At 64.4% G+C, this 26,156-nt stretch carries 34 protein-coding genes; 18 read left to right on the top strand and 16 right to left on the bottom strand.

The genetic code is table 11. From position 1 onward, the window contains the following. The 3 genes from IVB32_RS15375 to gcvP form a co-directional block, all read left to right on the top strand. A partial coding sequence (locus IVB32_RS15375; RefSeq protein ID WP_276576776.1) for a glycine cleavage T C-terminal barrel domain-containing protein occupies positions 1-676 on the top strand: 676 nt, incomplete at its 5' end. A gap of 11 nt (positions 677-687) precedes the next feature. Continuing rightward, the gene (gene gcvH, locus IVB32_RS15370; RefSeq protein ID WP_085349374.1) at positions 688-1,056 is read left to right on the top strand and encodes a glycine cleavage system protein GcvH; all 369 of its coding nucleotides are present in this window, start codon (positions 688-690) and stop codon (positions 1,054-1,056) included. Between the two features lie 157 nt (positions 1,057-1,213). Further along, positions 1,214-4,078: an aminomethyl-transferring glycine dehydrogenase gene (gene gcvP / locus IVB32_RS15365; RefSeq protein ID WP_247297348.1), complete on the top strand. Its 2,865-nt coding sequence runs from the start codon at positions 1,214-1,216 to the stop codon at positions 4,076-4,078. Between the two features lie 102 nt (positions 4,079-4,180). Here the strand turns inward: gcvP and IVB32_RS15360 are convergent, their stop codons facing one another. The 3 genes from IVB32_RS15360 to recA all read right to left on the bottom strand — a co-directional run bounded on the left by IVB32_RS15360 (position 4,181) and on the right by recA (position 7,391). After that, positions 4,181-5,203 (bottom strand): hypothetical protein, encoded by a 1,023-nt coding sequence (locus IVB32_RS15360; protein WP_247410682.1) that lies wholly within the window; start codon positions 5,201-5,203, stop codon positions 4,181-4,183. A 9-nt stretch (positions 5,204-5,212) separates the two neighbouring features. Next, positions 5,213-6,199, bottom strand: coding sequence for a hypothetical protein (locus tag IVB32_RS15355; protein WP_247368167.1), 987 nt, complete (start codon positions 6,197-6,199; stop codon positions 5,213-5,215). Positions 6,200-6,302: 103 nt separating this feature from the next. After that, positions 6,303-7,391 (bottom strand): recombinase RecA, encoded by a 1,089-nt coding sequence (recA, locus tag IVB32_RS15350; RefSeq protein ID WP_026233157.1) that lies wholly within the window; start codon positions 7,389-7,391, stop codon positions 6,303-6,305. A gap of 263 nt (positions 7,392-7,654) precedes the next feature. Between recA and IVB32_RS15345 the strand changes: the two genes are divergently transcribed. Then, the gene (locus tag IVB32_RS15345) at positions 7,655-7,822 is read left to right on the top strand and encodes a hypothetical protein (RefSeq protein WP_247297243.1); all 168 of its coding nucleotides are present in this window, start codon (positions 7,655-7,657) and stop codon (positions 7,820-7,822) included. A gap of 638 nt (positions 7,823-8,460) precedes the next feature. Here IVB32_RS15345 and IVB32_RS15340 read toward each other — a convergent pair. Beyond that, positions 8,461-8,718 carry a DUF2798 domain-containing protein gene (locus IVB32_RS15340; protein WP_018456377.1) on the bottom strand — a complete coding sequence of 86 codons (258 nt, stop codon included), beginning with the start codon at positions 8,716-8,718 and terminating at the stop codon, positions 8,461-8,463. 296 nt (positions 8,719-9,014) lie between these two features. Between IVB32_RS15340 and IVB32_RS15335 the strand changes: the two genes are divergently transcribed. Both IVB32_RS15335 and IVB32_RS15330 read left to right on the top strand, forming a co-directional pair. Then, positions 9,015-9,203, top strand: coding sequence for a hypothetical protein (locus tag IVB32_RS15335; protein ID WP_247297242.1), 189 nt, complete (start codon positions 9,015-9,017; stop codon positions 9,201-9,203). A gap of 140 nt (positions 9,204-9,343) precedes the next feature. Next, positions 9,344-9,577, top strand: coding sequence for a hypothetical protein (locus tag IVB32_RS15330; protein ID WP_018456379.1), 234 nt, complete (start codon positions 9,344-9,346; stop codon positions 9,575-9,577). A gap of 9 nt (positions 9,578-9,586) precedes the next feature. Here the strand turns inward: IVB32_RS15330 and IVB32_RS15325 are convergent, their stop codons facing one another. Continuing rightward, a complete protein-coding gene (locus tag IVB32_RS15325; RefSeq protein ID WP_007612182.1) occupies positions 9,587-9,841 on the bottom strand; it encodes a hypothetical protein in 255 nt (84 codons plus the stop codon). Between the two features lie 106 nt (positions 9,842-9,947). Continuing rightward, positions 9,948-10,259 carry a hypothetical protein gene (locus IVB32_RS15320; RefSeq protein WP_026233159.1) on the bottom strand — a complete coding sequence of 104 codons (312 nt, stop codon included), beginning with the start codon at positions 10,257-10,259 and terminating at the stop codon, positions 9,948-9,950. A 360-nt stretch (positions 10,260-10,619) separates the two neighbouring features. Between IVB32_RS15320 and IVB32_RS15315 the strand changes: the two genes are divergently transcribed. Further along, entirely contained in the window at positions 10,620-11,084 is a 465-nt protein-coding gene (locus IVB32_RS15315) for a PaaI family thioesterase (RefSeq protein WP_247297241.1), read from the top strand. Positions 11,085-11,143: 59 nt separating this feature from the next. Here IVB32_RS15315 and IVB32_RS15310 read toward each other — a convergent pair whose 3' ends face one another. Continuing rightward, the gene (locus IVB32_RS15310; RefSeq protein ID WP_247368170.1) at positions 11,144-11,491 is read right to left on the bottom strand and encodes an HdeA/HdeB family chaperone; all 348 of its coding nucleotides are present in this window, start codon (positions 11,489-11,491) and stop codon (positions 11,144-11,146) included. A 180-nt stretch (positions 11,492-11,671) separates the two neighbouring features. Here IVB32_RS15310 and IVB32_RS15305 point away from each other — a divergent pair, with 180 nt between their 5' ends. Then, positions 11,672-11,914 (top strand): PilZ domain-containing protein, encoded by a 243-nt coding sequence (locus IVB32_RS15305; protein WP_247410680.1) that lies wholly within the window; start codon positions 11,672-11,674, stop codon positions 11,912-11,914. Positions 11,915-11,960: 46 nt separating this feature from the next. Here IVB32_RS15305 and IVB32_RS15300 read toward each other — a convergent pair whose 3' ends face one another. Beyond that, complete coding sequence (locus IVB32_RS15300; RefSeq protein WP_247297346.1) at positions 11,961-13,976, bottom strand: pyrroloquinoline quinone-dependent dehydrogenase; 2,016 nt, start codon at positions 13,974-13,976, stop codon at positions 11,961-11,963. Positions 13,977-14,009: 33 nt separating this feature from the next. Then, positions 14,010-14,243 (bottom strand): hypothetical protein, encoded by a 234-nt coding sequence (locus tag IVB32_RS15295; protein WP_247297239.1) that lies wholly within the window; start codon positions 14,241-14,243, stop codon positions 14,010-14,012. A gap of 184 nt (positions 14,244-14,427) precedes the next feature. Here IVB32_RS15295 and IVB32_RS15290 point away from each other — a divergent pair, with 184 nt between their 5' ends. Beyond that, on the top strand, positions 14,428-14,832 hold the full coding sequence (locus IVB32_RS15290; protein WP_018456386.1) for a hypothetical protein: 405 nt from the start codon (positions 14,428-14,430) through the stop codon (positions 14,830-14,832). A 113-nt stretch (positions 14,833-14,945) separates the two neighbouring features. Then, positions 14,946-15,272 (top strand): hypothetical protein, encoded by a 327-nt coding sequence (locus IVB32_RS15285; protein WP_026233162.1) that lies wholly within the window; start codon positions 14,946-14,948, stop codon positions 15,270-15,272. Between the two features lie 57 nt (positions 15,273-15,329). Here the strand turns inward: IVB32_RS15285 and IVB32_RS15280 are convergent, their stop codons facing one another. Continuing rightward, positions 15,330-15,797 carry a DUF6691 family protein gene (locus tag IVB32_RS15280; RefSeq protein WP_247297238.1) on the bottom strand — a complete coding sequence of 156 codons (468 nt, stop codon included), beginning with the start codon at positions 15,795-15,797 and terminating at the stop codon, positions 15,330-15,332. 5 nt (positions 15,798-15,802) lie between these two features. Further along, the gene (locus IVB32_RS15275; RefSeq protein WP_085396317.1) at positions 15,803-16,231 is read right to left on the bottom strand and encodes a YeeE/YedE family protein; all 429 of its coding nucleotides are present in this window, start codon (positions 16,229-16,231) and stop codon (positions 15,803-15,805) included. Positions 16,232-16,402: 171 nt separating this feature from the next. Between IVB32_RS15275 and IVB32_RS15270 the strand changes: the two genes are divergently transcribed. Then, a complete protein-coding gene (locus IVB32_RS15270) occupies positions 16,403-17,566 on the top strand; it encodes a GNAT family N-acetyltransferase (RefSeq protein ID WP_018456390.1) in 1,164 nt (387 codons plus the stop codon). A gap of 8 nt (positions 17,567-17,574) precedes the next feature. Here IVB32_RS15270 and IVB32_RS15265 read toward each other — a convergent pair whose 3' ends face one another. Further along, positions 17,575-18,240: a DsbA family oxidoreductase gene (locus tag IVB32_RS15265; protein ID WP_247368172.1), complete on the bottom strand. Its 666-nt coding sequence runs from the start codon at positions 18,238-18,240 to the stop codon at positions 17,575-17,577. 168 nt (positions 18,241-18,408) lie between these two features. Here IVB32_RS15265 and IVB32_RS15260 point away from each other — a divergent pair, with 168 nt between their 5' ends. Continuing rightward, on the top strand, positions 18,409-19,209 hold the full coding sequence (locus IVB32_RS15260; RefSeq protein ID WP_018456392.1) for a thioesterase family protein: 801 nt from the start codon (positions 18,409-18,411) through the stop codon (positions 19,207-19,209). Here the strand turns inward: IVB32_RS15260 and IVB32_RS15255 are convergent. Together IVB32_RS15255 and IVB32_RS15250 are read right to left on the bottom strand one after the other, a co-directional pair. After that, entirely contained in the window at positions 19,197-20,021 is an 825-nt protein-coding gene (locus tag IVB32_RS15255) for a helix-turn-helix transcriptional regulator (protein WP_256466580.1), read from the bottom strand. The two genes, IVB32_RS15260 and IVB32_RS15255, sit on opposite strands and share 13 nt — an antisense overlap. Positions 20,022-20,061: 40 nt before the next feature. Then, positions 20,062-20,883, bottom strand: coding sequence for a helix-turn-helix transcriptional regulator (locus IVB32_RS15250; RefSeq protein ID WP_018456394.1), 822 nt, complete (start codon positions 20,881-20,883; stop codon positions 20,062-20,064). Between the two features lie 101 nt (positions 20,884-20,984). On the opposite strand from IVB32_RS15250, the gene IVB32_RS15245 reads away from it, so the two are divergent. Together IVB32_RS15245 and IVB32_RS15240 are read left to right on the top strand one after the other, a co-directional pair. Next, a complete protein-coding gene (locus IVB32_RS15245; RefSeq protein WP_026233166.1) occupies positions 20,985-21,215 on the top strand; it encodes a hypothetical protein in 231 nt (76 codons plus the stop codon). 38 nt (positions 21,216-21,253) lie between these two features. Further along, positions 21,254-21,652, top strand: a complete 399-nt coding sequence (locus tag IVB32_RS15240; protein WP_018456396.1) for a hypothetical protein — start codon at positions 21,254-21,256, stop codon at positions 21,650-21,652. A 140-nt stretch (positions 21,653-21,792) separates the two neighbouring features. On the opposite strand, the gene IVB32_RS15235 is transcribed toward IVB32_RS15240, so the two are convergent. Continuing rightward, on the bottom strand, positions 21,793-22,353 hold the full coding sequence (locus IVB32_RS15235; protein ID WP_018456397.1) for an SET domain-containing protein: 561 nt from the start codon (positions 22,351-22,353) through the stop codon (positions 21,793-21,795). A 165-nt stretch (positions 22,354-22,518) separates the two neighbouring features. Here IVB32_RS15235 and IVB32_RS15230 point away from each other — a divergent pair, with 165 nt between their 5' ends. Beyond that, complete coding sequence (locus IVB32_RS15230; RefSeq protein ID WP_018456398.1) at positions 22,519-23,139, top strand: hypothetical protein; 621 nt, start codon at positions 22,519-22,521, stop codon at positions 23,137-23,139. 18 nt (positions 23,140-23,157) lie between these two features. Here IVB32_RS15230 and IVB32_RS15225 read toward each other — a convergent pair whose 3' ends face one another. Continuing rightward, on the bottom strand, positions 23,158-23,883 hold the full coding sequence (locus IVB32_RS15225; protein ID WP_018456399.1) for a TetR/AcrR family transcriptional regulator: 726 nt from the start codon (positions 23,881-23,883) through the stop codon (positions 23,158-23,160). 107 nt (positions 23,884-23,990) lie between these two features. On the opposite strand from IVB32_RS15225, the gene IVB32_RS15220 reads away from it, so the two are divergent. From IVB32_RS15220 to IVB32_RS15210, 3 genes are all read left to right on the top strand, one after another. Further along, a complete protein-coding gene (locus IVB32_RS15220) occupies positions 23,991-25,388 on the top strand; it encodes a carotenoid oxygenase family protein (RefSeq protein WP_247368178.1) in 1,398 nt (465 codons plus the stop codon). 40 nt (positions 25,389-25,428) lie between these two features. Beyond that, entirely contained in the window at positions 25,429-25,698 is a 270-nt protein-coding gene (locus IVB32_RS15215) for a hypothetical protein (RefSeq protein WP_026233167.1), read from the top strand. A 77-nt stretch (positions 25,699-25,775) separates the two neighbouring features. Continuing rightward, on the top strand, positions 25,776-26,156 hold a 381-nt coding region (locus IVB32_RS15210; RefSeq protein WP_247410676.1), incomplete at its 3' end, for a hypothetical protein.

Genomic DNA, 26,156 nt, shown 5'->3' with positions numbered 1-26,156 from the left:
GCAGGGGCCGAAGGGGGAATCGGCGCTGGCGAAATTATGTGCAGAGGCGCCCGCCATGAAATTCATGGATTCCGGCCCGCACAAGGTTGCCGGCCTCGACTGCTTCGTCTCGCGCTCCGGCTATACCGGCGAGGACGGCTTCGAGATTTCGGTTCCTGCCGGCGATGCCGAACGGCTCGCCAAGGCCCTGCTGGACAATCCTGACGTCATGCCGATCGGGCTCGGCGCCCGTGACAGCCTGCGGCTCGAGGCCGGGCTTTGTCTTTACGGCCACGACATCGACACCGCGACCACGCCGGTCGAGGCGGCACTGGAATGGTCGGTGCAGAAGAGCCGCCGCACCGGCGGCGCGCGTGGCGGGGGCTTCCCCGGCGCGGCAAAGATTCTCGCCCATTTCGACCATGGCGCATCCCGCCGCCGCGTCGGCCTGCGCACCGAGGGCCGCGCGCCGGTGCGCGAAGGCGCGCTGCTGTTTGCGGATGCGACCTCCGCCGAGCCGATCGGAAAGGTCACCTCGGGCGGTTTCGGCCCGAGCCTGAATGCGCCGGTCGCGATGGGCTATGTGCCCACCGCATCGAGCGCGATCGACACAAAACTCTTCGCCGAGGTGCGCGGCCAACGCCTGGCCGTGCAAATCGCCGCCATGCCCTTCGTGAAAAACACCTACAAACGCTGAGGACCGAGAAAATGACCACGACGCTCTACACCTCCGACCACGAATGGCTCGCGATCGACGGCGATGTCGCCACCGTCGGGATCACCGACTACGCGCAATCGCAGCTCGGCGACGTCGTGTTCGTCGAATTGCCCAAGCTCGGCCGCGTGCTGAAGAAGGCGGAAGCCGCCGCTGTCGTGGAATCGGTCAAAGCCGCATCGGACGTCTACGCGCCTGTTAGCGGTGAGGTGCTCGAGACCAACCCCGAGCTCGCGAGCGAGCCGGCGCTGGTGAACTCGGACGCGCAGGGCAATGCGTGGTTCTTCAAGATCAAGATGGCCGACAAGAGCGAGCTCGGCGGCCTCATGGATGAAGCGGCGTACAAGGCCCATACGGCGTGAAGATATGAGCCGAGCCGTCTCCCCATACTCACTGTCATGCCCCGCGAAGGCGGGGCATCCAGTAAACGCAGCCGCTTCGGCTACAGCCGAGAGGCCGCGGCGTACTGGATCGCCCGCCTTCGCGGGCGATGACAGCAACTCCTAGCGAGGACCCATGATGACCGCGCACCGCAAATCCAACGGCGATACCACGAGCTTCGTTCGCCGCCACATCGGCCCCTCCACGCGCGACGTCACCGCGATGCTCGAGGCCGTCGGCGCAAACAGCGTCGACGCGCTGATGGCGCAGACGCTGCCGGCTTCGATCCGGCAGACTGCTCCACTCGATCTCGGCAAGCCCTTGAGCGAGACCGAGGCGATCGCGCATATGGCCGAACTCGCCGCCCAGAACCAGGTCTTCACCTCGTTGATTGGCCAGGGCTATTCTGGCACGATCCTGCCCGCGGTGATCCAGCGCAACATCTTGGAGAGCCCGGCCTGGTACACGGCCTACACGCCCTACCAGCCCGAGATCAGCCAGGGCCGGCTGGAGGCGCTGCTCAACTTCCAGACCATGATCTGTGACCTCACCGGGCTCGACGTCGCCAACGCCTCGCTGCTCGACGAAGCCACCGCGGCCGCCGAAGCGATGGCACTCGCCGAGCGGCACTCGCGGGTCGAAGCAAAGGCCTTCTTCGTCGACAAGGACGTGCATCCGCAGACGCTCGCCGTGATGCGCACCCGCGCGGAGCCGCTGGGCTGGACCCTGGTCGTCGGCGACCCCCTCACCGATCTCGACAAGACGGACGTGCTTGGCGCGCTGCTGCAATACCCGGGCTCGTCAGGCGCTGTGCGCGACCTCAGGCCCGCGATCGCCAGCCTGAAGGCCAAGGGCGCACTCGCGATCATTGCCGCCGATCTGCTGGCGCTGACACTGCTCGCCTCGCCCGGCGAGCTCGGCGCGGACATCGCCATCGGCTCGGCGCAACGTTTTGGCGTGCCGATGGGGTATGGCGGGCCGCACGCAGCCTATATGGCGGTGCGCGATGCGCTGAAGCGTTCGCTGCCCGGCCGCATCGTCGGCCTCTCCGTGGATTCGCGCGGAATGCCGGCCTATCGCCTCGCGCTGCAGACCCGCGAGCAGCACATCCGCCGCGAGAAGGCGACCTCCAACATCTGCACCGCGCAGGTGCTGCTCGCCGTGATCGCCTCGATGTATGCGGTCTATCACGGCCCCGAAGGCCTTTCGCAGATCGCGCGCAATGTGCATCGCCGCACGGCGGTGCTGGCTGCCGGCCTGCGCAAGCTCGGCTTTGCGCTGCAGTCCGACAGTTTCTTCGACACGCTCAGCGTGGATGCAGGGGCGAAGCGTACCGAAATCGTGGCGCGCGCGGCGGCCGAGAAGATCAATCTCGGCGCTGGCGAAACTGCATTGCGGATCGCGCTCGACGAGACCACCACGCCCGCAACGGTGGAAGCAGTCTGGCGCGCCTTCGGCGGGCAGCTTGCATACGCCGAGATCGACGCCACCACGCGCGAGGCGCTGCCGGAGACGCTCAAGCGTGCGACCTCTTTCCTCACCCACCCCGTCTTCCACGCGCATCGCTCGGAAACCGAGATGCTGCGCTACATGCGCAAGCTCAGCGACCGCGACCTCGCGCTCGACCGCGCGATGATCCCGCTCGGCTCGTGCACCATGAAGCTGAACGCGACCACCGAGATGATGCCGCTGACCTGGCCGGAATTCGGCAGCCTGCATCCGTTCGCCCCGCCTGAGCAGGCGAAGGGCTACTACGCGCTGTTCGCGCGGCTGGAAAAATGGCTGAGCGACATCACCGGCTATGACGCGATCTCGCTGCAGCCGAACTCGGGCGCGCAAGGCGAATATGCCGGGCTGCTCGCGATCCGCGGCTATCACGCGGCGCGTGGCGAGACGCATCGCAAGATCTGCCTGATCCCCTCCTCCGCGCACGGCACCAACCCGGCCTCGGCCGCGATGGTCGGCATGGACGTGGTGGTGGTCGCCTGCGAGAAGAACGGCGACGTCGACGTCAATGATCTCCGCGCCAAGGCCGAGAAGCATTCGAACGACCTCGCCGCGGTCATGATCACCTATCCCTCGACCCATGGCGTGTTCGAGGAGCACATCCGCGAGATCTGCGAGATCGTGCATGGCCATGGCGGGCAGGTCTATCTCGACGGCGCCAACCTCAACGCGCAGGTCGGCCTTAGCAGGCCCGGCGATTACGGCGCCGATGTCAGCCATCTCAACCTGCACAAGACCTTCTGCATCCCGCATGGCGGCGGCGGCCCGGGCATGGGCCCGATCGGCGTCAAGTCGCACCTCAAGCCGTTCCTGCCCGGTCATCCCGCGACGGATGGGAAAGCGCCCGTGGGGCCGGTCTCGGCCGCGCCGTTCGGCTCGGCTTCGATCCTCACCATCTCCTACATCTACATTCTGATGATGGGCGGCGAAGGCCTCAAGCGCGCCACCGAGATCGCGATCCTCAACGCCAACTACGTCGCAGCAAGGCTCGATGCGCACTTCCCGGTGCTCTACAAGAACGAAAAGGGCCGCGTCGCGCACGAGTGTATCGTCGATCCCCGCGCGCTGAAGACGACCTCAGGCGTCACCGTCGACGACATCGCCAAGCGCCTGATCGATTACGGCTTCCATGCGCCCACCATGAGTTTTCCGGTGCCGGGCACGCTGATGATCGAGCCGACCGAGTCGGAATCCAAGGCGGAGCTGGATCGCTTCTGCGATGCCATGATCGCGATCCGGAAGGAAATCGCCGAGATCGAAGCAGGCCGCTTCAAGATCGAGGCGTCGCCGCTTCGTCATGCCCCACACACCGTGCATGACATCGCGGACGACGATTGGAAGCGCGCCTACACCCGCGCCGAGGGCTGCTTCCCCGCGGGCACCTCGCGCACCGACAAATACTGGAGCCCGGTGGGGCGCGTCGACAACGTCTATGGCGACCGCAATCTGGTGTGCTCGTGCCCGCCCGTGAGCGATTACGCGGAGGCGGCGGAGTAACCGTTTGTAGGGTGGGTTAGCCACCGGCTGCGCGAAGCGCAGTCGCTGGCGTAACCCACCACTTCTGTCTCTGGCGAAATGGAAGAGGTGGGCTACACTTCGCTAACCCACCCTCCGGCACGGAACACGCATTTTGGGCGCAACCAACGAGCGGGTCTCGGGGTCCCACCGCCAGAGCCGCTCGTTGGTCAGGTGAGTGCCGCCCCACCAGCGATCAATCCGGTTGTACCGGCGGAAATCCTGGTCGCCTCCCAGCACCGCCTTACCGAACTCGGTCAGCGTCAATTGCGATCGCTTGTACCGATCGAACTGACTGGAATCGTCGTGCATCTCTAGCGAAAACGGACCTTCATCCAGTCCGGACACCGCCGGCCTCTCGCACCGCGCAAGGCCGTCAAGCAGCGCTCCAACTTCCCAATAACCATACACATCCAGCCCGTTGCACTTCTGGTGGCCCGGAAAGACATCGAAAGGCTGCATGCCGCCTCGCGCGATGAGCTGGAGTATTCGCGCTTCGGTGGCTCCAAGGCCTGAGGCGGGGCGCGGAAGCTCGTTGAGAAGAGCCCTCACGTGGGGGGCGAGTTGTGGCAGCCAGCTCAAATCCGTCTTGAAGAGATCCCGCCACCTTTGCGGGGCCGACGCGCGATAGGCCCGCCATGCACGCTTGGCCGATTTGAGTTGACGAGGTGTGATCGCGACAGCCGGCGGGTAGAGTTCGCTTCGCGGTGGGTCGACATCCCTGACACCCAAGAACAGGGAGCGCACGACAAAGTCGGGATTTGCATCGTGTCGGCGGCCCCAATGATCGAGCAGCCAGAGCAGGATCAATTGCGCATTTGGCTCCGGCCCTCGCCAAAACTCGACCGTGTCATATTCCGCGAGCAGTTCAATCAGTCCTCGATCCTTCACGCTTGATTCCTCGAGACGCCAGGACGGCGTATCGTCGAGCCAGTGAAGCCCGCGGGGCTGTGTCGTACGCGGCGCAAAGAATGCGTCCAGCTCTGCATCGGCTGGCAACGGTCCCCAGACCAGCCGGCGCTCGATGGCAATCACGAGGTCGGCAAGGCCCGCCTGTTGAATAGCGCCGGCGATGGACGAGTCGGTCGTGACAATGAGCCGCGTCATGCCGTGGTCTCAAGGCTTCGTCAAAACATTACCGTAACGCCACAGCCGATCATTGGTCAGGTGCGTGCCGCCCCACCAGCGATCGATCGGATTGTGGCGACTGAAATCTTCCTGATGGGCCAGGACGGCCCTGCCGAACTCGGTCAACGACAACCGGCTGCGGAGATAGACCTCGTGCCGAGCTCTTAAATTTTCGCGATCGATCGTGCGCAGTTCGTCGCCCAACCCGGCCACTACGGGGTTGGGGCCGAGCGCGAGCCCCTCGAGCAACGAACCCAACTCAAATTCTCCGAACACATATGTGCGCCGTTGCGAGCGCAGGTGAAACAACGCATTCGTGTTTGCAAACCCTCTGGCAAGGAGCTCCAGAAATCGCATCTCGGTCGCACCGAGACCCGTGAAAGGCGACGGCAGTTCTGCCAAGAGATCGAGCAAGGCCGGGCGCAGCATCAGCAATGCACTGAGATCCTGGTGAAGGAGATCGACGCACGCCTCAGGGGTCATCGCACGGTAGGCCGACCACGCCAACCGGGCAGTCTCGAACTCCTGGTCCCTAACAGGCACGACATGGATGTGCGGCTCGGACGCAGCGAGATCCTCACCGTGTGCTGTCGTCAGCTCGGATGAGACAAGTCGAAGTCGAAGCTTTGGCACCAGCGAGGAGCAGGAGCTGAGGTGGTCCAGCAGGCAGACGAGCTGCAATTGATCCCGGGGAGCTGGGTCGAACCAAAGTTCAACCAAGTCATATTGCTCGCAGAAGTCCGCAAGGGACAAGTCTTTGCGATCCTTGATGCTCTTGGGCCACCGGATGCCCCAATCAGACCAATGATCACCAGGCCCGAGATTCGCCGAACGCGGCGCGAAATAGGCTGCGAGCTTCTCGGGCGAGGGCAGCGGTCCCCACTCAAAGTGAAACGAGGATGAGATGACAAGCTCCGCCAACCCGGATCGTGCGAGCTGGCCTCCGGACGAACTGGTCAAGATCAGACGCTTCATCGCACCACCCGGTGCCCCCACGCCAAACGAAACAGGCGCCGAAGACGTCGGCAACTCAACGTCCTCAGCGCCCGCTCCTCGCGAAAAACTTTACTGTTGAAGCTTACTCGTCCGCCGGCTCCTCGCCGTCGGCGTCACGCTCGGGGCTGCCGGCCAGAATCTGCTCGGCGATCAGGCCGGAGTTCTGGCGGATCGAGGTCTCGATCTTGGCGGTGATGTCGGGGTTGGCCTTCAGGAACGCTTTCGAATTCTCGCGGCCCTGGCCAAGACGCTGGCTGTCGTAGGAGAACCATGCGCCGGATTTTTCGACGATGCCGGCCTTGACGCCGAGATCGAGGATCTCGCCCATCTTGGAGACGCCCTCGCCGTACATGATGTCGAACTCGACCTGCTTGAACGGCGGCGCCAGCTTGTTCTTGACGACCTTGACGCGCGTGGTGTTGCCGACCACTTCGTCACGCTCCTTGATCGCGCCGATGCGGCGGATGTCGAGGCGGACGGAAGCATAGAATTTCAGCGCGTTGCCGCCGGTGGTGGTCTCCGGCGAGCCGTACATCACGCCGATCTTCATGCGGATCTGGTTGATGAAGATCACCATGGTATTGGACTTGTTGATGGACGCCGTCAGCTTGCGCAGCGCCTGGCTCATCAGACGCGCCTGCAGACCCGGCAGCGCATCGCCCATCTCGCCCTCGAGCTCGGCCTTCGGCACCAGCGCCGCGACCGAATCGATCACCAGCACGTCGACCGCGCCGGAGCGCACCAGCGTGTCGCAGATTTCCAGCGCCTGCTCGCCGGTGTCCGGCTGGGAGATCAGGAGCTCGTCGATATTGACGCCCAGCTTGCGCGCATAGACCGGGTCGAGCGCGTGCTCGGCGTCGATGAAGGCGCAGATGCCGCCCTTCTTCTGCCCTTCCGCCACCGTGTGCAGCGCCAGCGTGGTCTTGCCCGAGGATTCCGGCCCGTAGATCTCCACGACGCGCCCCTTCGGCAGGCCGCCGATCCCGAGCGCGATATCGAGCCCCAACGAGCCCGAAGAGACCGCCTCGACATCCATCGAACGGTCGTTCTTGCCGAGCTTCATCACCGAGCCCTTGCCGAACTGACGCTCGATCTGGGAGAGCGCGGCGGCGAGAGCTTTACTCTTGTCCATGGAGGATCCTTCGACGATACGCAAGGCAGTGGTGGACATCGGGTCGTGCTCCTTATGACGAGGATTCGCGTGAGGGACAAACGATTGGCGAGGCGGCGCGGCGATAAAAACAATGTACCCTATTTGTTCTAGGTTCGCAATATGTTCTTTTGGGAATTTGCACGCTCTGGCTGACGCGCATCAAAGACGGATGACCCGCACACCGTCAGAATTCCGTCATCCTGCGGCACGAACCTTTCGCGGTCTGCGGCCTTCTCCTGGATGGACTCTTGGATGGGACCGCAACTGAGGGGACTTCAGTCATGACGGACAACACGCATCACGATACGACCCGGCGCACTCCGCTGCTGGAGGCGGCGCGGGAGGAGCTGAGCAAGTTCGAGCGCAAGGAAAACGAGTTCCGCAAGAAAGACCGCGAAGAGCGTGCCGCCGAACTCCGTTTGCCGCTGGACGCGATCAAGGTTCATTAGGCCGCTGGGACCGCGCTGGCGACGGTGCCGGAGCGGCAGCCCGTTGATCTCAGGGAATCGGCACGGGTATCGGGATTCGGATGGCCGTGAAAGGCGAATCCGAGCCGATATGGTATCTAAATACTACCAGTAAGCCATTGATTGGGCGGGGAAATTTGTAGGCACGCTACTGTGCATGGGGTTGTTTTCGCGATTTTTGAAAGGCGCGCACGGGCCTTTCCACCCTCGGAGCCATCTCCCGCACCCAACAGCGCCTACAGCAGAACCAGCAACCCGATGCCGATCACCAGCACGACGAAGCCAGCCGCCGTCGCGGCGGCGAATGACCGCTCTACGTTGTCCATGATGCCACCCCGTTGCCGGCACGCCACGTTTCCCCCATGGCAGCACCGTCGCCGCGAAATCTCGCCTGCGGTTGTGTCCTGAGTTGTGCGAACGGATGTCGAAATTGGGACCGGTGCGGGGCCAGTCTGCGGCCCCCGCGCTCCGGCTTTTGCTGCCACCGTCGGGCCTTGTCAGGCTGTCGTAAGCTGAGCCGGCTAGGGTCGCCCGGCTATGGTGTTGCAGCCCAGCACCTCAGCCTCCAATAACCTTCTCCCCGCTTGGTTCTCCCAAGCGGGGTTTTTTCATTCCGATTTTCATGCCGGCCGGCCGGTTTGCGAACCGCCCTCCTCCTGCGTCAGCCGCAGCGAGAAGGCGCGGATCGCCGGCGCTGCGAGCAGCACTATCGGCAGCATCGCCGCCCATGCGATCAGCCACGACACCATCCAGTGCGCCAGGAAGTCCAGCGCGTTCCCTGCGGGAAAGCTGGCGATGCCCGCGGCGATCAGCGAGGTCAGTCCCGACTGGATGATTCCGAACACGAAATGAGAATAGCGGCGGGGAATGCCCGGCATGACGCGTCCATGTTGCTTAGCCGCATCGGGCCAAGCAAGGCACATGCCGCCGCGTTCCGGAAGGTGCCCTTACCCATCCCAGGAACTCTGTTCTTGGCCGGAGAACCACGGGCATGAGGTCGCGCCGCCGCTGGGCGGCCGGCGTCTTTCGAATTTCGATTTCGTATGTTCCAGAGCGCGTGCGTTTGCGCGATAGCCGTGAGCGATCCGGGGCTTACCGACAGGTTTGGCTTTCTTGGAATATTATGCCGCCCAGCATGTTCTCAGTGATGGAAGTGAATCGTGGGAGATGGCCCATGAATCACAGGGGCATCGAGTTCACCGTCGCCAAGACGGCAATTCCCGGCATTTGGCAGTGGCAGTTCCGGATCGGCGAGCAGATCAAGACCGGCAAGACTGAGACCAAGATCGATCTCTTGGCGATCCGACGGGTGCAGCTGCGCATCGATCGGGAGCTGAAGGCGATCGGACGCGACACGGCCTGAGCCGTCGGACCGAGATCGGTGGGCTGGCGTCCATGGGGCTATTCCGTAGCCGACCGCAATTGATCTGCCGACGGTTTGGGATTGGACTGCCGGGATTATGGCCGTGGGGACGGAGCCATCAGGCGCGATCGGTGCGAACCATGCCGCTCTACTTCTTTCGAATCCGGAACGGCCGCTATTCCGGCTGTGCCGACCAGGCGTCGGAATTTGCCGATCGCGATCTGGCTTGGAAGGAGATGACCAGCGTCTGCGCCGACATGGCCGCCGGCATCGCCCGCAAGCTCCAGGAAAATTCCGAATGGAATATGGAGTTGCTGGACGAGGCCAAGGAGCCCGTATTCCGGATCCGCATCACATCCGAAACCTTCGAATAGGGGCCGGCCCTAATCCGCGCTGGGCAGCCGCCGCATCGTGAATTCGATGTCGCCGCCGGGCAGCTCGCGCCAGGTCTCGACCGCGCTCATATAGCCGGCCTTGGGGTAGCGGGCGAAGAAAGCCTGCGCCCTCTCCCGTGCCGCCGCGCGCGGCAGCGTGAAGGTCTCGCGCAGATAGCCGTCGCCGGCCGTCGGGCCGGGCTTGCCGCCCATTTTTCGCCGGCGCGCCATCCGCTCGGCGAGATCCCGCGGACGATCGGCCATGTTCTGCTCTCCTCGACGCGATACACTCCCGCGCAATGTAGGAAGCAGGCCGATCAAAGAGGAGTCCCGGCCGGAGGCATTCAACCGCCGCCGCTCGGGCGGAAGGTCAATTGGCAGTCGTGCCGGACTTCTTCTTCGGCGCACCGGTTGCGGCCGACGCCTTTGGCGCCGCCGACGGCTTCGGCGGGTCGGAGCGCATGCCACCCCAGGGATCGTTGGACGCCTTGGAGTCTGGAATCTTCTTCAGCGTTTCCTTGTAAGCCCTGTCACGCTCGGCCTCAGCGGCCTTCTCCTCGGGGGTCTTGCCAGGCCCCTCCTGCAGCAAATTGAGATTGGGCATTTGCGCATAAGCCGGTCCCGCCAGCACGGTCGGTCCCGCCAGAACAGCCAGCACCGCGGCCATACGGAAAAGCTTCATCATTGACTCCTTGATCATCCATGGCGGCGCGGGTCGCCCGCGCCTTGTCACCCCTGCCACAACCGCAGGGGCCGCTCGGCCCGCTAGAGCCGGTCCGATCTGCACGATTTCGGCGCGTGGAGCCAGTCGTCCCAGATCGGGCCGCACTTGGTGCACCCGTTCAGCAACAGGCCGAGCCCGGCCAGACAAAATACGAGGACATACCTACGCAACATCACCCACCCATACCCACTCCATGGCATCATACCGGGCGAAGTCAGGCATTTTCAAGCCGACGGGACCCGCGGCAGACCGGCGACTTTGCCGCGCCGGTCCGCTCGAAATGCCGAACATCCGGCAATACAGGAGGGAACGACAGCAATGCCATCGCAGCCAGAAGCCGAGTTCGGCATCAATCAGGCCCGACGCATCCTCGGCGAAGTCTTTGCGCCCTGGGTCCAGGATCTCAACCTGTCGGTCGAGCGCATCGATCACCTGCCGCCGCCGGACGTGCCGGACTGGCAGCCGGCAGCGCTCCTGCGCATGCCGTTCTCGGAGCGGCTGTGCCGCAACGGTGGTGTGGTCTGCGGCCAGGCCCTGATGGCGCTCGCCGACACCGCGATGGTGATCGCGAACCTAGCCGCCAACCGCGGCTATCGTCCGATGACGACGGTCGACCAGACCACGCATTTCATGCGCGCGGTCTCCTCGTCGGACGTGCTGGCCGACGCCCGCGTGGTGCGACTCGGACGCACCATGAGCTTTGGCCGGGTCACGCTGCTCTCGGCCACCGACAACAAGCCGGTGGCGATGGTGTCGAGCGCGTTCGCGATGCTGCCGGGGTGAGCATCATCCGAAAGAAGAAAGCCGCGTGAGCGCAATGCGCACCGCGGCTCTCAATGGCGTCATGTCGAGACGGGAAGCGCGGTTGTGATCGCGCGTCGTGCCGACACGCGGCAGAAATTGCCGAGCACTTCGTCAGCCGCGGTGACAATGCTGACGTTGGGATTTTTTCCGCAATAGCTGCCGAACTGCTTGGCGTTCTCGACGAATACGTCGGTGTCGATGATCGCATTCTCTTCGTCGCCCTTGTACCAGCCGTCCATCCAGGTCAGCACCATCTTGATGGTGTCGTCGCCGCTCTCCAGGAACTGCTTGCAGCTCATGGTCGCGAGATCGAGCTTGGTGGCGTGGGCGGGCATGGACGAGAGCGAGAGCGCTGCGGCGAACAGAAGCGAAAACGTGGTCTTCATCAATATCTCCATCGGCGCGTAGCGCCACAAAGGAACGGCTTGGGGAAAAATCCGCGGAGTGACTTCCGCTTCGACGTCGTAAACGAAATCTGAAGCGCTGTGCAAGTAGCGCCAGTATTGAGTTTAGTTCAACGTAATTTCTATGCACTACTTCACAAAGATCATTATGGATTGACGCGGATGATCGACAAGCGTGCAGCGCAGCGTTACCGTGTTTTCAAGGGTGGAAAGATCACCTTTGAAAACAGCGGCATCACATGCACGGTGCGAAACATGTCGGCGGACGGCGCCGCAATCGACCTCGATGCCCTCGTCACATTGCCGCAATCCTTCACGCTCGCGATCGCGCGCGACAATTTCGTGCGAAAATGCCGCCCTGTCTGGCGTAGCGACAGGCGCATCGGCCTCGCTTTCGTACAGTAGTGCATACGATGTGAACGATCATTCGCATCGCGCGCCTGATGCTGCGTCATGTTCGCGCGACACGACGTCGGCGACGCCAGCGCAGGCTTGCAACCACGAGCGCGACGATCGCGACCGCGATCGCCGATGATGCCGCAAAAAATCGTCCACCGGGGCGATCGATCGTACGCGACCACAGCGACGGCCCCTCGCCCGGCCGTGCCAGGCGAAACGCAACGACGCTGTCGCCGATCGAGGTGCCTGCCTCGGAGTGGCCGCCGGCGCCGATCGCGACATACTGCTCGCCCTTCCAGAGATAGGTCATGGGATTGGCGACGCCGGGCACGGGCAGCCGACCCTGCCACAGCTCCCTGCCGCTGCGCGCATCGAAGGCGCGCAAATAGGCATCCATCGCTCCGGTGAAGACGAGCCCACCTGCCGTGACCGCGAGCCCGTTGACGAGCGGCGCACCCCACGGCAGCGGCACGCCGAGCGGGGCGAGATCCTCGGTGGTGCCGACCGTCGAACGCCAGAGGATCTTGCCGGCCTTCAGATCGACCGCGACCATCTCGCCCCAGGGCGGCTTGTTGCAAAGAAGCCCGAGCGGCGACATTGCCACCGCACGCGACATCGCAAACGGCGCACCCGTCTGCTGGCCGAAATCATGACCGGGCGGAGGATCGAATCCGACCGCCTCCGCCCGCGGAATCAGCTTGATGAGATGAACGGCCCGGCTGGTGTTGGCATAGAGGACCTGGTTGACGGGATCGAAGGCCGCACTGCCCCAGTTCACTCCGCCGCCGGTGAAGGGAAACTCCAGCGTGCCTTGGGTTGAGGGGGGCGTGTACAGGCCCTCGTTGCGTGCCTCCGCAAACTGCTTCTCGCATGCTGAGCGGCGCAGGCTAGGAACGAGCGAGAGCGCATCCTCAGCCGAGATTTTTTGCGACATCAGCGGTGGCACATGCGTCGGGAATGGCTGCGTGGGCGACAGCCGTTCACCTTCCGCGGCCCCCTGCGGGACGCTGCGCTCCTCGACCGCCCACACCGGCTTGCCGGTGTCGCGATCGAGCACGAAGACAAAGCCCTGCTTGGTCGGCTGGATCACGACATCGCGCTGACCATCGCCGGCGTCGATGCGCGTGAGCGTCGGTTGCGCCGGCAGATCGTAATCCCAGACGTCGTGATGCACGGTTTGGAATGCCCATACGAGCTCGCCCGTCTCGATGCGCAGCGCGACCACCGAATTGGCATGTTCGTTGTTGCCCGGCCGCTTGCCGCCCCAGAAATCCGGCGACGGCGAGGACGTCGGCAGGAATACCAGTCCGCGCACCGCGTCGACCGACATCGGCGCCCAGACATTGGCGTGACCGGCTTCGATGCCGTCGCGCTTGAGCGGCTCGAACGTCCAGCGCGGCTGACCGCTACGCGCATCGAACGCACGCACCACACCGCTCGGCGCGTCGACGCGGCGGTTGTCGCCAATCGCGGAGCCGACCACGACGACCCCGCGGCCGACCGCCGGCGGCGAGGTGATCTGGAATTCGCCCGGCCATTCCAGCTTCATGCCAATGTCGGGCCTGACCTCACCGCCCTCGCCGAAGCCGGCACAGGGGATTCCCGTCTTCGCATCGAGCGCGATCAGGCGAACATCGTTCGTGCCCATGAAGATACGCGATCGACATGCGGCATCTACAGGCGCCTCATCGTCGATCCAGTAAGTGACGCCGCGGCAGACGTAGCGGTTGGCGGGACGCTGGTTCATCGCGATCCTGGGATCGTAACGCCATTTCTGCGCGCCCGTACCGGGATCGAGCGCGATCACCTCGTTGAAAGGCGAGCAGAAGACCAGGCTGTCCTCGACGAACAGCGGCGTCGCCTGGAATTTGGTTCGCCGCATCACCCCGGGCGGCCGCGCCGCGAGATCGCCCGTGTGGAATTCGAAGGCCCGAACCAGGTTGCCGACATTGTCGGGCGTGATCTCTCGCAATGGCGAGAAGCGCGAGCCACCGGGATCGCCACCCCAGCTCTCCCAGGCGATGCCTGGCCGCGACGAAAACAAGAGGAGCGGGATGAGAGCGGCCAAATAGCAGGAGCGGGTCGCCAAGGCCCGCCTCACCTATTTCGCCTTCTTGCCAGGTTCGGGCGGACGCGCCCCGCTCCACGGATCGTACTTCTCCTTGGACTCGGGAATGCGCTCGAGTGCGGCCTTGTAGGCCTTCTCGTCGACCTTGGGCTTGTTGTCCGCCTTCTGGCCGCCCTCGTTAGGCTGACGCCTGCCACCACCCATCTGCGCCTGCGCGGAGGCAACCGCCAGCGCCAGCACGGCGGCCGCTATGACCAAAATCCTCATGGGCGCAATCCCCCTCGTCTGGGGTACAAACTAGCCGGCAATCATGGAATAGCCAATGCCGCGGGCTCCAGGGCTTTAGGAAATCTTGGCTTCAGGAAATCTTGGCTTCAGCAAATTTTGATCGGCCGGGTCTTCGTCGGATCGCATTCGTGCCTATGTTTTGGCCCGCAGGGGACCTTCACGGATGTTACGGATTATTGCTCATGCCGCGCTGCTGGCCAGCGCGCTCGCGCTCGGGGCCTGCGGGTTTGCCGACAGCCGCGCACCGGTGCCCGAGTTCATGCGCATGAAGGAGGCCGAGCAGCCGCCGCCCGAATCGCCCCCCGACGTCAAACGCGTCGTGCGCGAGCAGATCGAAGTCGTCTTCCTCAGCACGTCCTATCCGCGTGAGGTGCATGTCGCCACACCCCATCGTGAGGTACGAGGACCGGGCTGGACAGCTTGCGTCCGCGCCCAGCTCACCTCGGCGACCGGATCGCCGCTCGGGCCACAGACCTACATCGTGACCATATCAGGCGGAAAGGTGGTCGATCGCCGCCGCGCCGAAGCGGACGACATCTGCGGATCGGAAAGCTACGAGCCGATCTAGGAAACGGATGAAGCCGACGTCCGATCCGGTTCCGGGAAAAACCTGTAATTTTGCCGGAACGATCATGGCCTCCCCTTCTTGTTACCGCCGAGGGCAGTTTCGAGGAGGACATGATGAGGACATTCACGATTGCGTTGCTGGCTGGCGTTGGAGCCTTGGCAGCGGTGAGCGGCGCGAAGGCCGCCGACGTCTATACGACCAGCGAATACACCAGCCCCGATCTCGTCCAGCAAGTGCGGCTGGTCTGCGACGATTCCGGCAATTGCTATCGCACCCGCGGCGGCTCGCGTGTGATCGTGCGCGACTCCTACGCGACGATGCCGCGTGACCGCTACTATGAGCGCCGCACCTATCGCGACTGGGACGATGGTCCGCGCGGCGGCGTCGGCATCCGCGCACCCGGCGTCAGTGTTGGCGTTGGTGTCGGCGATCGCTGGTAGTCGATGAAGCCATGAAATGCAGGACCGGACGAGATAACTCGCCCGGTCCTGTCCATGTCAGATCTCGAGCGGTTTTCCCGGCGTGACAATACGCGTTGCCGACGGGAGCTGCGCGATGAAGCGGGCGAGCACCATGCCGGCACACATCGCGACGACGAAGATGAAGGCGGAGGCCGAGCCAAATCCGAGCGCGGTCAATGCCGGGCCTGGACAAAAGCCTACGAGGCCCCAGCCGATACCGAAGATGGCGGGACCGGCGATAATTCTCGGATCGATATCGTTTCGCGTTGGGACATAGAAGCGGTCGGCGAAGACAGGCCTTGCGAGTTTCAAGACGCGGCTGAAGCCAATGAAGGTCACCGCGACCGCGCCAGCCATCACCAAGGCCAGGCTCGCGTCCCACGTTCCTGCCGGGATGCCGCCAACGTCCAGGAAATTCAGGACCTTTGCCGGGTTCGACATGCCTGAGACGATGAGACCAAGGCCAAAGACCACACCGATCGCGAACTGAATGAGGATCGTCATCGCGGTCAGCTCCAGTGCCGCATCACGAAGACGGTCGCCATGCCCGCCGCCATGAACGTCATGGTCGCGACTAGCGATCGCACCGACAACCGCGACAAGCCACAGACGCCGTGGCCAGAGGTGCAGCCGCTGCCCCACACCGCGCCGAAGCCGGTGAGCAATCCCGCGACGATCAGAAGCGGCGTTCCGGCGCCGATCGTTTGCGCCGGCAGGCCTCCCGTGACAAGGCGCACCAGAACGGGCGCGACGATAAGGCCCGCTACGAAGGCGAGCCGCCCGGCGAATTGCCGATCCTCGTAAGGCGGAAACAGCCGCGCCGCGATACCGCTGACCCCGGCGATTCGCCCCGTCGTCCACATCAGCAGCACGGCGGACAGGCCGATCAACGCGCCGCCAAGGAGCGACGCAATCGGCGTAAAAGATGTGGCGACCATGATGATCCTCCGTGTCGAGAGCAATTCTGGCGTATCCATCGGCGCATCCGGCCGGCTCGCGGCCGGATGCTCAACGAAACGTTAATATTACCACTCGAATTGAAGCGGTGTCCCAACTGTATTTTCCAATCTTTGCGCTAAGCATGGCCTCCTGAACGGGGACGACGGGACGTGGTCGATATCGCGCACCAGGCTGCGATCAATCCGGCATCGGCAAAGCATGCCGCGACGGCGCGCGCGCGCGTCCCGCTCACCGCGATCGAACCCGGCCAGTGGCGCGCACTCGCGCAGCGCGCGATCGAGCCGAACGGATATTACCTGCCGGGCTGGGAGCTCGCTGTCAGTGCAACCGCGCGCGGCCGCACCGATGCCTCGGCGCTTTCCGCATACGATGGATCGCGGCTGATCGGGCTGATGCCGGTGATCTCGCTCTGGCGGGCATGGAAGATCCCCCTGCCCGCGCTGGTGAGCGCGCATCCCTATGGTACGCTGTGCAGCCCGCTGATCGACCGCGATGCCCCGATCGAGGCAGCGGCGCGCCTGTTGCAGCAGGCCCGCGCAAACGGGGCGCATGCGCTCGTGCTGAACGATGTCGCGCTCGCTGGGGCGGCAATGACCGCCCTCAGCCAGGTTCTGAATCGCGACGGCCTGAAGCCGCGCCTCCTCAACTCCTACATCCGCGCCAGCCTCGACGCGACCCAGGACGGTGAGACGCTGCTACGCGACGCGCTCGGCACCAAAAAGCTCAAGGAGCTACGCCGCCAACGGCATCGCCTCGAAGAACACGGCGCAATCGTGTTCGACGTCGCGCGCAGCCCCGACGAGATCGGGCCGGCGCTCGAGACATTTTTGCAGCTCGAAGCCAGCGGCTGGAAGGGGAAGCGCGGAACCGCGCTGGTCCAGCACGCGGGCGATGCAACCTTCATCCGCCGCGCCGCTCGCGCGCTGGCGGAAACCGCGCAATGCGAGATCGTCAGCCTTCGCGCCGGCGCGACGCCGGTGGCCGCCGGCATCGTGCTGCGCCACCAGGACCGCGCCTTCTTCTTCAAGCTCGGCATCGACGAGCGCTTCGCAAGATATTCGCCGGGCGTGCAGCTTACACTCGAGCTCACCCGCCGCCTCTGCGCCGATCCAGCCATCGCCAGCGCGGATTCCACGGCGAGCGCCGATCACCCCATGATCAATCCGATCTGGCGCGGGCGCTTCGCCGTCGGCGACGTGTTGATACCGTTGCGGCGGAACGACCCCATCGTGGCGCTGGTTCACGGAGCGCTCGCGGCGCACGGCATCGCCTACGCGGCGGCGCGTCGCGCAGTTCGCCTGCTTCGTAAATAGGATAGCTCCTACTCCGCCGCCTCGGCGTTGATCTCCGCCGAGACCTCGCGGATGGCGCGCGCGAGCATGTTGGGATCCTGCGCGCCGGAGACGGCGTATTTTTGCGCGAACACGTAGGTCGGCACGCCGGAGATGCCTTTCTCGGCGGCTTCCTGCGCGTCCGCCGATACGCGCGCGACGTCCTCGTCGGTGGCGAGGCGCCGGCGCACGTCGTCGGCATCGAGGCCGACATCGGCAGCCGCCTGCACAAGCACGTTCAAATCGGTGAGGTCGCCGCCGTCGCGGAAGTAGAGCTCCATCAGGCGCTGCTTCATCTCGGGCGCCTTGCCGATCGCCTCGGCCCAGAGGATCAGGCGGTGGCAGTCGGTGGTGTTGGGCTGACGCGCGACAAGCTCGGGCCGATAGACGAGCCCCTCTTCGCCCGCGGCCGCAACGACGCGTCCCGCAATGCCCTTGTAGGCCTCGACCGAGCCGAACTTCTTGGTGAGATACTCCTCCCGGCTGATGCCCTCGGACGGCACCCAGGGATTGAGGAAGAAGGGACGGAAATTGAGCTTGACCGGAACATCGGGCACCAGCGCCAGCGCACTCTCGATCCGGTGCTTGCCGATATAGCACCAGGGGCACACCACGTCGGAAACGACGTCGATCTGAAGCGGTTTCAACGTGCTCATGTCGGACGTCTCCTTCGGACGGTACGGGTTCGTCGGAAGATAAACCGAACCGGAGGCGGCGCAAGGCACCGGTCCTGCATGGCTCACGACTTCACCTCTGCGGTTATTGTGACAGGCCTCACCCGACCCGATACTCGCGGCCACGATCAAGCACGAGGGGAAACCGCGATGACCGCTATTTTCAAGCCGGAAGGCCAGCAGTTCCGGGCTACGGAGCATGCCGGCGGCCCGTGGTCGCCTGACATGTTGCAGGGAAGCGCCACCACCGCCCTGATGACCCGCGACATCGACCGTCTCGCCACCGAATCCGGCTTCGCGGTGCGGCGCCTGACCTTCGACCTGTGGCGACCGGCGGGCCTGCGCGTCTTCCAGACCACCACCGAATTGTTGCGCGACGGCCGCAAGGCCAAGACCGCCCAGGTGCGGCTGATGGACGGAGAGACCGAGATCGGCCGTTGCACAGCGCTCTTGACGGCGCCGAGCGGAGAATCGCCCGTCGATCCCTTCACCAGGCCCGCGACTATCGACAAGACGCCTGAGACAGGCGCAGCACCGCCGGCCTTCGCGCAGAAATGGAGCCGGTATTTCCAGAACGTGTCGGTGCGGCTGATCGAGGGCGCGCTGGAGAAGCCCGGCCCGGCCGCCGCCTGGATGCGACTTGATGCACCCCTGGTGGAGGGCGAACCGAACACACCACTGCTCCAAGCGGTGCAGGCCGCGGACTTTTCGAGCGGCGTTGCGCAGATCGTCGACATGCGCAACTGGACCTTTATCAATCCCGAGATCAGCCTCTACTTCTTCCGACCGCCGGAGAGCGAATGGATCCTGATCCGCGCCGCCACGCGCGTCGGCACCAACGGCGCGGGCCTGACCATGGCGACACTGAGCGATCTCAAAGGTCCGTTTGCGGAGGTGATGCAAGCCGTGAGCTTTGAGCGCCGCGACGCCGAGCGAGCTCAGGCCTCCTGAGCCGCAAGCGCGATCAGAGTGGCCTCGGACACGGCATCCGCCGGCATGAACATTTCAACGCGAAGCTCCTGAAGCGTCACGTCTTGCGGGGTCCCGAGCGTCGGCACCGCACCGATCAGACCGATGCGGGCGTCGCACTTTCGTAAGCGCACTTCGCAGAGCGGCCCCGGCGCGACGTTGTCCTCGATCCTGAGTGCGGGAAGCTCCGGCAGCCGCGTCAATTCGCGCCACGTCGATTGCAGGGCCTCGTCGAGCGGTGCAGCCATCGCTTCGTGCCGCGCACGCGACAACAACGCGGTCGCGACGATGGGCCAATTCTCGACGAACGGCTTGAGCTCGTTCGGCGCGAGGAACATGCGCATGTGATTGAGCGGCCGCTGCATGCGTTCTTGCCCAAGCAGCATCGTCATCAGCCGCGACGCGGCGCAGTTGGCCTCCATCACGTTCCAGCGCCGATCGGTCACGATCGCGGGAAACGGTTCGTGCCGCCGGAGCAGAAGATCGATCGCGCGCCGCGCGTCGGCAAGCTCCGGCGCTGAAAGATCGCGCTCGCCGTATAGTCGCGCGAAACCCCCGGCCTCCAGCAGCGCATTGCGATCACGCAGCGACAAACCGAGGGCGGTCGCGAGCTGCAGGAGGATCTCCCGGCTTGCCGCCGACTTGCCGGTCTCGACATAGCTCAGATGCTTGATCGAAATGCCGGCCTCGAACGCCAGCTCCGCCTGGCTCAATGCACGGCGCATGCGCCAGCCGCGCAAAAGGTCGCCGACCGGATTGGCCGACCGTAATGGCCGGGACGAGCGTGTGTCCATCCGGGGATTATGCGAGCGCCACCGCCTCCTGTAAACGGCACTACTGCAAGCCAGCCGCCATCTGCTTCAGCCGCTCGGCAGTGCGCTCGTCGGCCGGGAAGAAGGTTTCCAGAGCCAGCTCCGACAGCGTGATGTCGACGGGCGTACCGAATACCATGGTGGTGGAGAAGAAACTTAGTATCTCCCCCTCGTGGCGCAGCTTGAAGGGGATCGCGACATTGTCGCTCGACAGCGGCGCCGCGCGCGCCGGGATCGGATAACCCTTCAAGTCGTTATACAGCTTGATCAGCTCGGGATCGGCGGTGGCCTCGCATTGCCGGTGCAGCCGCTCCAGGAGATGTCCGCACCATTCCGCGAGATTGACCGTGCGCGGCGCCAGCGCCTCGGGATGGAAGGCAAGCCTCAGCACGTTGAAGGGCTGACCGAGCAGCCGCTGCGGGATGCCGGCGAGCAGCGGCGCCAGCATGCGGTTGGCGGAGACCAGATTCCAGTGCCGGTCATAGGCCAGCGCCGGATTCGGCTCATGCGCCCTGAGGACGAGGTCGATCGCCTGGCGGGCTGATTTCAAGGCGGGATCCTCCAGCGTGCGTTGCGGAAAGGCCGGGGCATAGCCGGCGGCGACCAGCAGCACGTTGCGTTCGCGCAGTGGCACGTCGAGACGTTCGGCGAGTCTGAGCACCATGTCGCGCGAGGGCGCGGCGCGACCGGTCTCGACGAAGCTCAAATGCCGCGCCGAGATTTCGGCCTCACCGGCGAGATCGAGCTGGCTCATGCGGCGGCGCTGCCGCCATTCGCGCAAATGGTCGCCGATATGGACCGGCTGGCTGCGTTCGGCCTGTGCCGTGGATGCATGTGCGTTCATGGTCGAAAACCTAGCACGCAGATTTCGGCCCTTCCATTACGTCGGAGGTAATCGAATTGGGGCTCGGGCCGGCGCATCTTGGGTCGCAACAGGAGACGACCATGATCGCATTGCTGCTCTACCGGACCGTCACAGACCAGCTAGTTCCCTGGGCCATGGCGCTCGCAACCCGGATGCTGGCGCGCAGCCTCAACATGCCGGAGCCGCTGGTGCATTCGACCGGCGACTACGTCGTCGCGCAGGTCACGGCCTTCGAGCACAGCGTCGGCAGGAGCCTCTGCCCGTTCCGCCTCGCCCGCCTGCTCCGCGCCTGGTGGCGTGGATTGCACTGAGTTTCACCTCGAGCCCACCCCAACCATGGAGACCCACGATGATCGACGCATCCACCTTCCTTCGCCGCGCGCTTCTTGCCGACGCGATCTTCAGCGGCGTGGCCGCTCTCGGTTTCACGTTCGGCGCCAGCGCGTTCGCCTCGCTGTTCAACCTACCCGAAGCGCTGCTGCGCGAGACCGGCCTGTTCCTGATCGCCTACACGGCGCTGGTCGGCTGGCTCGCCTCACGCGCCTCCGTGGCAAAGCCGCTCGTGCTGCTGGTCGTGGTCGGCAACGCGGCCTGGACCGTCGGCAGCATTGCGCTGCTGCTCTCGGGCGCGGTGTCGCCGAACCTTGCCGGCGAGCTCATGGTCGTGGCGCAGGCGATCGCGACCGGCGTGTTTGCCGAACTGCAATATGTGGGATTGCGCAGGAGCGGGAGTGTGCTGGCTGCCTGAGGCCACATCACTCGCTGTCGTTGCCCGGCTTGACCGGGCGACCCAGTATTCCAGAGGTAGTCGTCGCATACGGAGCTGCGGCGTACTGAATGCCCCGCTTTCGCGGGGCATGACAGTTATGCCAGAAGCTCGAACTCAGGCTAGGCCCGCGCGCGGCCCTTCGCCTTGCCGACGGCATGACCATTAAGCTTCTTCTTTTTGGCGGACTTCACGCTCGCCTTCTCGGCTTTGCGCTCCGCGCGCGCCTTCACCTTGGCGCGTTCGGCCCGCGCCTCGGCGCGCAGCTTCTTGCGCTTCTTCTCGCAAGATTCGCACTTGCAGCCGATCGGCTTCAGGTAGGCTTTGAAATAATCGGTGCCGTAGTCGTAATTGATCTCGTCGCCCGGCTCGATGTTCTTGATGGCGCGGATGAAAACCTTGCGCTCGCGCGGCCGCACGTCGGATTCGGCGTTGGGCCTGCACGAATGGTTGATGTAGCGCGCGAGGTTCTTGCGCACGGAGCCGTCAATGGTCCAGCGACCGTTGAGCTCGAACAGGTATTTGTTCTCGATGTCGTCGTGCTCGGGAATCCGGGAGTCCAGGATCGGTCCGTAATAACGGATGATCCGGGTGCCCTTCTTGATCGGCTTGGTGGCGAAGAGGCCGAGCCCGGTTTTCGAGCGGCCGACGCGATAAGGTTTGCTGGACGAGGTGGCTGGCATGATCACGAAAAACGAGGACGCGAACGAGGCTGAAAGAGCCCAAGCGAAGCCGCTCTTCTAGAACGATTCCGCGCCGCTGTCAGGTGTCTGTTGACCCCGTTTGAACCTTGCCCACAATCAAGACGTCTGATGGTACGGAGTTCCCACTCGATCAAAGGCGTCGTCATGTTCCGCATCACCACCGCAGGCTTGGCCTTATTGCTCTTGGCCATGTTGCTGATGTGCAGTGGTCTCGACCGAGCCGACGCCCGATCCGTGGGCAGCCAATATACCTCGACGGCCCCGAAGGATTGCCGCCAGATCGGAAAGCCCAGCGAGCTCGACGGCAGCACCACGCGGGTCTGCAAGGGCAAGGATGGCCTCGTGGTCCTGATCGCCGAAGACGATCTTCGCGAAATCGTCTCCGTCGGCCGCAATCGCGAGGCCGCGGCCGAGGAACCGGCGGCTAAAGTCTGGTTCGCTCCGTTCAGCTCGTCCGAAACCACCGTCGAATGGCGCACCGCTGGGGCCAAGCCGTTTGCGATGATCCAGCGCTGGCACATCGCCGATGGCACCGATCCCGACAAGCAGGGGCGGCCGAACACCAAGGCCATGCTCATCGTGACCCGGCTGCCACCCGGCCCCGTCTGCCACGTCGCCTATGTCGACGCGATCGCCAACCCGAACGCCAATGAGCTCGCGCGCAAGGCCGCGGACGAGTTCGCCCGCAGCTTTACCTGCGGCAAGGACGAGGTGAAGATCATAGGCGCACGCGGCCGCGCGGTCGAGCTCGCGACGATGCGCTAGGCGCTCGCCGGCAATCGATCAGGGGCCCGGCGGCTTCCCCGTCACGGGCGACATCAGCATGGCCTCGAGCAGGCGTTCGGGAGTCGTGCCCTCGGGCAGACGCCCCAGAATATCCTCCAGCCGTCCATCGAGCAGCAGCATCGTAAAACCGTGCACCATCGACCAGGCGCGCGCGATCGCAGCGCCCTGATTGAGCGTCAGCGCGTCGCCGCGGATCTGCTCCTGCCGCATCATGCCGACGGCATTGGCGAGTCCCGCAAAGGACGCCTCGGCGGCCTCGTGCAGCGACGGCCTGGAATAGTCGAGGCGCTCGGTGCGGAACATGATGCCGTACATGCCGGGATGAGCCTGGGCATAGGCAACATAGGCTTTCGGCCGCGCCAGCGCGTGCTCAAGCGGGGTGGTGGCGGTGTCAGAGGACGACGCCATCGCCGCATTGAACTGGCGGAAGCCGACGGCCGCGAGCTCACTGAGAAGCCCGGTGAGGTCGCCGAAATGATGGGTGGGCGCGGCGTGCGAGACGCCCGCCTCGCGCGCCACCGCGCGCAATGTCAGGCCGGCGAGCCCGTCACGCTCCAGCACCCGTTCGGCGGCCTGGAGCAGCGCCTCGCGCAGCGCGCCGTGGTGATAGGGCGCCTCGGACTTGACGCTCGCCGGTCGTCGCGCGGGACGCGCCGGCGCGCTCGCCTTCTTTGAAGTACGCGCACCGCGCGCGGTTTCTGTCCTGATCTCACTCTTGCCCATGGGCCAGCTATAGGATGCAATATTGACAGTGTAAAGATTTCACTTGACCAGAACCCCTCGTACGGCTATTTGATCTTTACGATGTAAAGATAAGGAAGGGATACGCCGTGCAGCAGGACGCCGTTGCCGAACGCCGCCACAACCTCGGTCCGATTCCGTTCGAGGCCGACGCGCCCTTCCTGAAAATCATCGGTGAATTGCCGCGCGAACTGAACGGCACGCTCTATCGCAACGGCCCCAATCCGCAGTTCGACTCGCCCGGCGCGCACTGGTTCGTCGGCGACGGCATGCTGCACACCTTTCACCTCGAGAACGGCCGCGCCAGCCATCGCAATCGCTGGGTCCGTACGCCGAAATGGCTGGCCGAGCACGATGCCGGCCGCGCGTTGTTCGGGGGCTTCGGCCGCAAGCTGCCGGATGCGCCGCAAGATCTCACCGACGGCGGCGTCGCCAACACCAACATCATCTTCCATGCCGGCAAGCTGCTTGCGCTGGAAGAAGCCCATCTGCCGACTGAGATCGATCCGGGCACGCTCGCAACCCGCGGCTATCACAATTATCACGGCCGTGTCGCCGGCAGCTTCACCGCGCACCCGAAGATCGATCCCGTCACCGGCGAGCTGGTGTTCTTCGGCTACAACGCCGCGGGTCCGCTGACGCCTGCCCTCTCCTACGGCTCGATCGGCGCGTCCGGCAAGGCGACGCGCTTCGAACGTTTCGAGGCGCCCTATGCCAGCATGGTGCACGACTTCATCGTCACCGAGAACCACGTGCTGTTTCCGATCCTGCCCATCACCGGCAGCATGGAGCGCGCGATCAGTGGGCGGCCGCCCTATGCCTGGGAGCCGGACAAGGGCGCCTATGTCGGCGTGATCAAGCGCAAGGGCAGCGCGAAGGACATCGTCTGGTTTCGTGCTGAAGCCTGCTACGTCTTCCACGTCATGAATGCTTGGGAGGACGGTGACCGCATCATCGCGGACGTCATGCAGTTCGAGGAAGCACCACTATTTACGCATCCCGACGGCACGCCCACCAATCCCGAGAAATCCTTCGCTCGCCACTGCCGCTGGACCTTCAATCTTGCCGGGAAGACCGACCGCTTCCAGCAGACCTATCTCGACGATCTCACCGGCGAATTCCCGCGCATCGACGACCGCCGCGCCGGATTGAAGAGCCGTCACGGCTGGTACGCCTGCGCCAATCCGAAGCTGCCGATGTTCGGCGCGCTGTCCGGCGTCGTCCATGTCGATGGCAATGGAACGCGCCTCGGCCATTATCTGCTGCCGGCCGGCGACACCATCTCAGAGCCGGTCTTCGTCGAGCGGTCGAAAGATGCGGCGGAAGGCGACGGCTGGCTGCTGGCGGTGGTCTGGCGCGCGCGGGAAAACCGCAGCGACCTCGCCGTGTTCAATGCCAAGGATGTCGAGGCCGGCCCCGTCGCGCTGGTGCAGCTCGGCCATCGCGTGCCCGACGGTTTTCACGGCAGTTGGGTCGGCGCGCGGTAGCTCTCCTCTCGACATCGCTGATGTCACCAAAAGGTCTCTCATGCATATGCCCTCGATCACCGCGGACCGCCTCGCTGTCCTGATCCTGTTCCTGATCTGCGCCGGGATCACGCTCCCGATGATCCGGCCGCGGCGGAGCGGCCAAACCATCTTCAACGGCGGTATCTTGCTCGCCTTCGTCCTCTCGATCGCCTGTGCGTTACCTGTGCTGCCGCACCTGTCCTGGGCCGGCTTCATCGATGAGATGGCCGACCAAGCCGTTGCAGCAATTCGATTTTTGGAAGTCGCTTACGTCATTTTGACACTGTAAAGATTCTACTTGACCCCGCCTCGCTCCTGACATATTGATCTTTACATCGTAAAGATAAGGCCTGACCGAGGCGAACCATGGCGATTTTCCTGATCCTCGCGCCCTACGGCGCCTTCACTTTCCTGATGCTGATGACGTCTGCCACGATCAGCGTATTCGTAGCCTCGGCAACCTGTCTGGCCACCGTGGCGATCGATGTCGTGCGCGGTCGCTCGGTGAAGATCCTGGCTATGGGCTCGGCGCTGCTATTCGCCGCAATCGGCCTCCACCTCGCGCTGTTCGACCCGGCGCTTGGCACGCTCGGTGTCAAGCTGTCGGTCGACATCGGCATCTTCGTCATCTCGCTCGGCTCGATGCTGGTGCGGCGTCCCTTCACGCTGCAATACGCGGTCGAATCCGTGCCGGCCGAGATCGCGGCAATGCCCGGCTTTCTCTATGCCAATTACGTCATCACGGGC

Source organism: Bradyrhizobium sp. 23, from assembly GCF_023073295.1.
Taxonomy (GTDB): domain Bacteria; phylum Pseudomonadota; class Alphaproteobacteria; order Rhizobiales; family Xanthobacteraceae; genus Bradyrhizobium; species Bradyrhizobium canariense_D.
The sequence above is the reverse complement of the archived record's forward strand: the minus strand, read 5'-3'. Positions and strand labels throughout refer to the sequence as shown.